Source organism: Streptomyces sp. NPDC006265 (assembly GCF_040613555.1).
Taxonomy (GTDB): Bacteria; Actinomycetota; Actinomycetes; order Streptomycetales; family Streptomycetaceae; genus Streptomyces.
Map to the genome: position 1 here is coordinate 1 of NZ_JBEXSH010000564.1, position 5878 is coordinate 5878.

3 protein-coding genes and 1 pseudogene are annotated in these 5878 nt (G+C 73.5%); 1 reads left to right on the forward strand and 3 read right to left on the reverse strand.

Features of this window, described 5'->3' with window-relative positions; all coding sequences use genetic code 11:
- From ABZ281_RS33885 to ABZ281_RS33895, 3 genes are all read right to left on the reverse strand, one after another.
- Positions 1-1944: hypothetical protein (locus ABZ281_RS33885; protein WP_356661771.1), on the reverse strand; the 1944-nt coding region annotated here is incomplete at its 3' end.
- A 153-nt stretch (positions 1945-2097) separates the two neighbouring features.
- Positions 2098-4035: a glycogen debranching N-terminal domain-containing protein gene (locus tag ABZ281_RS33890; protein WP_356661773.1), complete on the reverse strand. Its 1938-nt coding sequence runs from the start codon at positions 4033-4035 to the stop codon at positions 2098-2100.
- Positions 4032-5444: a hypothetical protein gene (locus tag ABZ281_RS33895; RefSeq protein ID WP_356661775.1), complete on the reverse strand. Its 1413-nt coding sequence runs from the start codon at positions 5442-5444 to the stop codon at positions 4032-4034. Before ABZ281_RS33895 ends, ABZ281_RS33890 begins: the two co-directional genes overlap by 4 nt.
- 120 nt (positions 5445-5564) lie before the next feature.
- Here ABZ281_RS33895 and ABZ281_RS33900 point away from each other — a divergent pair.
- Positions 5565-5878 (forward strand): annotated as a pseudogene (locus ABZ281_RS33900) (hypothetical protein); the annotation flags it as partial.

A 5878-nucleotide genomic window follows, 5' to 3' on the forward strand; every position in this document is an offset into this window, starting at 1 on the left:
TCGGGTACGGCTACACCATCCGGCCCGCTCACCACGACTTCCCGACCGCAGGACAGGAACTCTCATGACCACCAGCGCTGATTCCACGGCCATCGCCGTCAGGAAGCGGTCGCGGAAGGAACTCATCTTCCACACCGGTGCGCCGCGGTCGGGCTTGAGGCCCTCGGTCCAGTTCCAGTCGGCGACCTTGTCCAGGACCTTCGGGTCCTTCGCGACGATCGACACCGGCACGTCCCGGCTGGCGCCGTTCCCGCTGACCCGGGCGATGGGCTGGTGGTCGCCGAGGAAGACCAGGACGGTGTCGTCGGTGCCGTAGCGCTCCAGCCACTGGGTGAGGCTGGTGACCGAGTACTGGATGGACTTGCCGTACTCCTCACGGGACTTGGTGGTGTCGGTGATGACGTCCGACGCCTTGTTGCCGGCCTTCTGGATCGCGTCGAAGACCGAGCCGTCGCCGAGTTCGTCCCAGCCGACCATCTTCGGGATGGGCGCCCAGGGCTGGTGGCTGGAGGTCAGGATGACGAACGACATCAGCGGCTTGTCCCGCTTCTTCCCGTGCACCCGCCGCTGGAACGCCTCCAGCGCGTACTGGTCGGGCATGGTCGACCAACTGAACTTCGGCCCCTCGTACCCCAGGTCGAAGGCGTCGTAGAGCTTGTCGAGGCCGTACCACTTCTCCTCCGGCCAGCCCTTCTGCACGCCCGGCATGACCCCGACGGTGTCCCAGGCGCCGGTCTTCTGGAAGGCCTTGGTGAGGGTGAGGTGGTCGCCGGCGCTGACCGTGCGGTAACGCCGCTGGTTGTCGATCCACAGGCCGGACATGGTCGTGGAGTGGCCGAGCCAGCTGCTGCCGCCGTACGTCGCCGAGGTCAGCCAGCCGCTGCGGGCGGCGAACCCGGCCTTCTCCAGGGCGGCGGTGCTCGTGTCCAGGGTGCGGTCGACGCCGGGTGCCATGACCGGGTCCTCGATGGCGCTGCGGCCGTAGCTCTCGATGAACGTGAAGATCACGTCCTTGCCGCGCAGGTCCGGGAGCAGTTCACCGGGCGGGGTGTTGCCGAAGGTGTCCGCCTTCGACTGCTGCACGAACGCCGCCTCGTCCCGCAGCGACTCCACCGTCCGCTGCGCGTGCACCCTGAGGGCACCGGCCCCGCGCTCGGAGGCGATCGGGCCACCGAACAGGGTCAGACCCAGGGCGGAGCAGGTGACCCAGACGGTGCCGGCGATCAGGGCGCCCTTGGTCGCCCGCACCCGGTGACGCGCCAGCACGTGCGCGAGCCGGATCGTCGCCGCGACCATGACGGTCGCCACGAGCAGCACGAGCACCACCGCCCCGACGGTGGCGGCGGTCGCGACGCCCCCGCCCAGCGTGTCCCGGACGTACGCCTGCGCGTCGGGCAGCAGGTCCCAGTCGAGCGCGGCGTTGAAGCCCCGGCCCAGGTACTCGTTGAACCCCATGTCGAGCAGGTTCACCGTGGTCAGGGCGGTGAGACCGAGCCCGTACAGCACCGCCGTCACCAGCCGGGGCCGGCGCGGCAGCGCCAGCACGACGGCGGCTCCGATGACCGCCTCCGCCGGGATCCGCGCGAAGCTGACCGCCTTGAGGGCGGGGAGGGTGTTGGGCAGCAGCAGGGCCCCGAGGACCAGGGCGGCGGCGAGGGCGGTGGCGGCCAGGCGGAGGGCGCGCGCGGTCCGGGGGTGGCGGGTGCGCCAGGCTCCGAGGCGGGTGGGCCGGCCCTCCGGGGCGGCGGCCCGGGGGCGCCAGGTGCGCAGGCGGTTGACGAGGTGTCCGAGGTCGGTCCGCGCGGCGGCCGGGGCCGGACCCTGCGCCGCCGCCCGCGCTCTCCCGTCCTCCCCGCTCTCCCCGCCCTCCGCCTTCTCGGTCTCTGCCTCGGACATGCCGTCACCCGGCTGTGGCGGCTCGCTGAAGCGTGTGAAGACAGGCACCCGGAGGTCCTTCCCGTTCAAAACCCGGTGGGGTGACGGACCCGGGTGGGGGTGTGGGTCCGCCACCGTTCCGTACGGGACGTTCCTCGGGTGTGTTCAGCCCGCCGGGCCAGCGCTCGGCAAACACCCGGCAAACGGCGGACCAACCGGCCCTCAGACCACGCCGACCGCCGTGAGCAGCGCCAACGGGGCGGACGCGGAACGGGATTCACGCACGCACGCGTACGGGTACGGCACCGGCTCCGGGTGCGTGTCGCGGCCGTAGCCCGCGAGGACCTCCGGGAGCCGGTGGCCGGTCGCGCCCGCCGCATCGACCAGGCCGTGGGCGATCGCACGGGCCTCGTCGTGCAGTCCGTAGCGGGCCAGGCCCAGGGCGATCAGCGCGTTGTCGTGCGGCCAGACCGAGCCGCGGTGATAGGAGAGCGGGTGGTACGCCGGCTGCCCGGCGGCCAGCGTGCGGACGCCCCAGCCGGAGAAGAAGTCCGGTTCGAGGAGCCGCCGTCCGACGAGTTCGCCGTACTCCTTGTCCAGCAGCCCCGACCAGAGCAGGTGCCCGGCGTCGGAGGCCAGCGCGTCGACCTGCTTGCCCCGGCCGTCCAGCGCGAGGGCGGGGAAGGAGTGCTCCGCCATCCAGAAGTCCCGCTGGAAACGGTCGCGCAGGTCGCCGGCCGTCTGTTCCAGCAGGTGGGCGTACGTGGTGTCCTGCCACACCGTGCGGGCGAGGCCCGCCGTGCGGCGCAGGGCGTCGTACGCGTAGCCCTGCGCGCCCGCGGCCGTCACCGGGCCGTGCGGGCGGGTGCCTTCGGCGGAGCAGATGGCGCCGGGGGAGTCCTTCCAGTTCTGGTTGGCGAGGCCGCCCTGGTCGGCGCGGTAGACGAGGTAGCCGCGCGAGGTGAGGCCGCCGTGGTCGAGCATCCAGGTGACGGCGGCCCGGGCGTGGGATTCGAGGCGGCGGGCCGGGCCCGTGTCGCCGGTGTGCTCGGTGTACGCGCCGAGCAGGACGAGGAACAGCGGGGTGGCGTCGACCGAGCCGTAGTAGCGGCCGTAGGGGACCTGTCCGAAGTGGGCCAGTTCGCCGTGCCGTACCTCGTGCACGATCTTGCCGGGCTGGGCGATCCCGTCGGGGCCGGTCCCGGTGGCCTGGGTCGCGGCGAGCGCGGGCAGGGTGGCGGCGGCCAGCCGTGGCCGGTAGGGCAGGGCGAACAGCGAGGTCAGCAGGGCGTCCCGGCCCAGCAGCGTCAGGAACCAGGGGGCGCCGGCGGCCGGGACGCGCAGTTCCTCGCCGTCCGGGCCGGTCGCCGGAACCTGGAGGGCGGCGAGGTCGGCGAGCCCCCGGGTGCAGGCGGCGGCCAGCTCGGGCCAGCCCTCCGGGAAGGCCACACCCTGGACGAACTCGTCTTCCCATGAGCGGAGTTGCCGTTGGACGGCGGCGGGGGAACGGGGTACGCGCAGGGCACGCCGGTCGCCGTGCGGGCGGGCCATGACCCGCAGGGTCAGCTCGGCGGTGCCGTGCGGTTCGAGGTCCAGGGCCCACGCCAGACGGCGGGCGCCGGTGCCGGTCTCCTCCACGGCGTCCGGATGGGGATCGGCGGTCACGGTCGTGACGGACCGCCACTCGCCGCGCCGGTAGGCGAACTCCACGCCGTGCCCGAGCACGTGGCGGGAGCGGACGGCCCCGGCCTTGGTGTAGGTGCGGTGGTCGGAGCGCAGCTCGAACTGGTCGGTGAAGTCGGCGTCGGCGGTGACCGCGAGGTGGACCGTCGTCGGCACCGGGCGGTTGCTGGTGACGCGCAGCGACTCCACGAACGAGGAGTCCCCGACGGACTGTTCGCGGAAGAGCGTGTACGCGGGCGGTTCGTCGCGGCCGCCGCGCGGGACGAGCACACAGCGCGCGGTGTCCCCGTCGGCCACCGGAGTCAGGGTGTCGGGCACCGCCCCGTCGACGGTGAGCTGCCACCGGCTCAGATGCCGGGCGTCCCGTACGAACATGCCGTCCGGTGCGTTGCCGCCCCGGTAGCCGCTGATGTCGCCGCGGTCGCCGACGGCGGCGAACGTCCGTCCGTGCACGAGCAGATGATGCCGGTCGGTCATGCCCGGTCCTCTCCTTTGATCGCCGTGAGGCCGTTCCTGCCCCCTGCGGGCCGGTCGTGCAGCAGGTCGAGCGTGAGCGCGGCGGTCCAGCCGAAGCCGGTGACGCCGCAGGCCTGTGCCGTGTACGGGTCGACGTACTCCGCGAAGCCGGAGGCGCCGGCGGTGTGCAGCATGCCCTCGCGCAGGGCGTCGGCCCGGCCCCGCTCGCCGTGCTGCCGCAGCCCGCGCTCCAGCAGCCAGTTGGTGTTGAACCAGGCCGGGCCGCGCCAGTAGCGGTGCGGGTCGAAGGCCTCGCCGAGCAGGTCGTAGCTCGGGACCAGGCGGGTCGTGCCGCCGAGGCCGAAGTGCGGGCCGCACATCGTGCGGACCAGGGTGGCCGCGAGGCCGCGGGGCAGGGCGGGCAGCAGCAGGGGGATCAGCCCGGAGACGCCGCGCTCCGGGATCAGTTCCCCGGCGCGCACGTCCCGGCACAGGAACATGCCCGCCGCCGGTTCCCACAGCCGCTCCACCAGGGCCGCCGTCAGGTGCTCCGCGCGGGCCCGCCGCGCCGGGCCGGTCACGCCGAGTTCGTGGGCGATCCGGTCCAGGGCGTACTCGGAGGCGGCGAGCAGGGCGTTGAACGCCGGGTCCTCCACGGCGAAATCGCCGGGGCCGTCGGCGTACCCACGGTCCCGGTAGTCGGCCGCCAGCCGTACGTACCGCCCGTAGTCCAGATCCGTCGGCCGGTCCTCGGAGGCGCCGTGGTCGAGGTCGGCGCGGCGGAAGGAGCGGGCCGGGGCCGGGGTGACCCGGGACAACGGGCGGTCCCAGCAGGGGCTGTTGTCCATACCCTGTTCCCAGGGGTGCACCACGGACACCAGCCCGCCCCCGCCCAGGTCGCGCCGGTGCAGGAGGTAGGCGTGCCAGGCGGCCAGCCGGGGGTACGCCCGGGTGAGGAAGCCGCGCGCCCTGGACAGGCCCGGGTCGGCGAGGTGCACCAGCCACGCGGCCAGGGCGTGGACCGGTGGCTGCACGATCCCGGAGGTCTGTACGGTGCGCGGGGCTCCGGCGGTGCGCCCGGCGGTCGATGAGTACCAGAAGTCGGGGCTCGGGAAGTACGCGTCGAGGGGGACGCAGGGGTTGAAGACGATGTGCGGGATCCGCCCGTCCGCCCACTGGGCCGCCAGCAGCGTCTCCAGCTCCGTCTGGGCCCGTAACGGCGAGAGGTGCCTGAGGCCGATCGCGATGAACGCCGAGTCCCACGACCACTGGTGCGGGTACAGGCCGCGCGAGGGCACCGTGGACGTCCCCGTCCAGCCGGCCTCCAGCACGGCGGCGGCCCTCACGTGCAGGGGAGGCGCGACACTGGACGGTTCGTATGCAACGGTGCGTCCTGGGGGACGCGGGGCGCGCTGGGCGGTGCGGTCCACTCGGGGCTCTCCGGAAGACGTCCGGCCGGCCGGTTCGGCTGCGGCTACCGTGGGGTTACGTCTATTTAACACGCAAAACCCACTATGTAAGGCAAGGTTGAGAAACGCAAGGGGGTCTGCATGACCGGACAGCCCGGGAGAACCGGACGAGGCGCGGGGCAGGCGAGCGCCGGCGAACTGCTCGAACTGGTGCGCAGTCGGCGCGCCGTGACCCGGGGTGCCCTGCAGCAGGCGACCGGACTGTCCCGGGCCACCGTCGGGCAGCGGCTGGACCGGCTCTTCCGCGCGGGCTGGCTGCGCGAGGGCGCCGGAGGGCCGGTGGACTCCCCGCTGGGCGGGCGGCCCTCCATCACCCTGGAGTTCGACGACGCCGCACAAACGCGTCGACGCGCTGTCCAGCAGCCGGCACGTGCGGATCGAGGTCGACGGGCAGG

Bases quoted from the DNA above. Each gene is read 5' to 3' on its own strand.
- ABZ281_RS33890 (WP_356661773.1), bottom strand. From the start codon at position 4,035: ATGACCGACCGGCATCATCTGCTCGTGCACGGACGGACGTTCGCCGCC.